At 40.3% G+C, this 2,506-nt stretch carries 3 protein-coding genes; 2 read left to right on the top strand and 1 reads right to left on the bottom strand.

All coding sequences use genetic code 11. The annotated features are described in order from the left end of the window. A partial coding sequence (locus tag A1D16_RS15770; protein WP_290711223.1) for a DNA recombination protein RmuC occupies positions 1–556 on the top strand: 556 nt, incomplete at its 5' end. A gap of 126 nt (positions 557–682) precedes the next feature. Continuing rightward, positions 683–1,291, top strand: a complete 609-nt coding sequence (locus A1D16_RS15765; RefSeq protein WP_290711221.1) for a HipA domain-containing protein — start codon at positions 683–685, stop codon at positions 1,289–1,291. Between the two features lie 859 nt (positions 1,292–2,150). Here A1D16_RS15765 and A1D16_RS15760 read toward each other — a convergent pair. Then, positions 2,151–2,506: hypothetical protein (locus tag A1D16_RS15760; protein WP_290711219.1), on the bottom strand; the 356-nt coding region annotated here is incomplete at its 5' end.

Here is a 2,506-nt window from a genome sequence, read left to right as displayed (position 1 = left end):
ATGTATAGATGCCCCGGTTGGAGCACCAGGGGAAAATGAATTAAATGATCATGTTGCCGCTATAAAAAGACATATCCAGTTGCTTAGTGCAAAAGGCTACGACGATTATAGTAAAACCCTTGATTTTGTAATGATGTTTATCCCAAGTGAACCTGCTTATATTGCGGCCCTGCAGGCCGACCAGGAACTTTGGAATTTTGCTTATGATAGAAGAATTTTGTTGTTAAGTCCCACTAACCTGATTACATCTTTAAAACTGATTGTTGATCTTTGGAAACGGGAATACCAGAACCAGAATGCGAATGAGATTGCAGAAAGAGGTGCAAAATTGTATGACAAGTTTGTGGGTTTTGTTTCCAATTTGGAAGATGTGGGGGACTATCTAAAAAAAGCACAGACTAAATACGGCGATGCATACAAGCAGTTAACAACGGGAAATGACAACCTGGTTACCCAGGCAACCAAGCTGAAGGAATTGGGATTAAAAACCAAAAAGATTTTGCCGGAGTCATTGTTACATATGCTTACAGAACCAGGTTCTGAAACTGATCAATAAGATCGAAACGCTGCAACGTAAAGCTCTTATGGTGCGGACCCGTATCAGCTACTGGGTAAATTTGTAAATGGCAAGGGCAACAAGGCCCTTCAAAACAGGCCGGACCAAATACCTGCAAATGAGAATGTGCTGATCTTCTTCCGAAATAGATCACCCGCGTATATCACCAAACGCTTTGATGTTGATGAAGATGATAGCAAACTAGCGCGCGAAGATTTCGCATCCCTGGCCGGGCGCACGCCTCCAACACACGGAGAGCACTATAAATATCTAGGGAACTATTTGCAGCTATTTCAGCTTATGGAAAAGTACGTCCCCGCTTATCCCGTAGAAGCTCCGAAATTGTTGAAACTGCTCATGTTCAACTATCTCTTTTCAAATGGAGATGCGCATTTCAAGAATTTTTCTCTCCTCGAAACACCCATGGGAGATTACCGCCTCAGCCCGGCCTATGACCTGCTCAACAGCCGGATACACATTAAGGACAAGGATTTTGCCTTAGAGGATGGCTTATTACCCAAAAATCTAGCACAGGGGAAAATTATGCAGCAATTCTCTGTATTAGCTGACCAGGCAGGTATTTCCAGGGCCTCCTTCGAGACGATCAGGCAACTTATGCTTTCCCAAACAGATAAGGTAGAGGAATTAACATGGGCGTCTTATCTCGATAAAACCACCAAACGCAATTATTGGCAATTGTATCAAGGTCGATTGCAGCAGCTGGAAAGGACCTGAAAGAGTAATTGACGATGACTTAATACAGGTTGTTAAGGTCGACTAGTTTATTACAGGTTTAAGCTCATTTAATATTTAAAAACCAAATCTTAATGCCATTCAAATGGATGAACAGCAGACATCCGACATTCTTTCCGGGCTGGAACAGCTTATTGAGCATTCCGATGACATAACTTTGCTGATGTTTTAGCAAGTAAGCCAGGCGGGGCATGTACGATGATCTGGTTGAAATGATCGAAAAAAAATCAGAAAATTTAAGTATTAAATGCAGGCTTACTGATTATGATGTTGTGTTCTGGTTGCCAGGATTAGAATGGACCAGCTCTACATCGTGCCGAAAATGCTACATCTGAAAAGAGAATCTGGTTACTCAAGATAATAGGGAGACTATAGAGATGTTTTGGAAGGCGTTGTAGCCAATATTTTTCCTAAGCAGCAGAAACACAGAAGTTTAATCCTTGATTGCTATGATTTGGCTATCTTTTGTAAGGAATATTTTAAAAATCCTTACAGAAGAAGATGGAAAAATCCTTACATAATAGGATAAAGGCTACAATCTAGGATAAAGGGCGGGCGCGTTATTATTTTCTGACGAATTTGAAAATAGGAACGGCAGAATCGATAAATACAGCCTCATCAGGATTAACTAAGGAAGAACTAATCGTCCGACTTGGAAAGGGTGTAAACTGGAAGCCTGAAAATAGATCCCCGGCCAATAACTGTCTATATATCCGAAGAAACACAAAAGGTCTTTGACTATTGGGGTAGCAAGGATAAAAGCCCGAAGAATTTATTTTAAAGCGGCGCTGTGCATTATTAATGTCGCCGACCTACTATAAATGAGAAAGCGTTTAATGATTCACTGAGCATAGGTAATGTCGGTCAATTGGTCGCCCTCAACAATTGTCATATATTCTGAAGATTTATGCTCTTTATAATTTTCTACGTTCTTTAACTCGATGAAAGTGTATTTGTTCTCTTTTTTTAACTCATCGGACTGCGGAGAAGAATCAAAATAACCGGTTATTTTTGTGCCGTTTCTGAAGGTTAGATTTAAAGGAACTGTTGTAGGTGCATAGACACTTGGGTGCTCATTATTGACCGCTTCAGCAATCATGGTTTGAGTCATTCCCATCTTTCTCAACTTATCCTTATATGCATTGATATAGGTATTTTTAACCTTATTAGATAAGCCACTGTCTTCAACCATCTTAA

This window comes from Flavihumibacter sp. CACIAM 22H1 (assembly GCF_001601815.1).
In the GTDB taxonomy this organism is placed as follows: Bacteria; Bacteroidota; Bacteroidia; order Chitinophagales; family Chitinophagaceae; genus Flavihumibacter.
The sequence above is the reverse complement of the archived record's forward strand: the minus strand, read 5'-3'. Positions and strand labels throughout refer to the sequence as shown.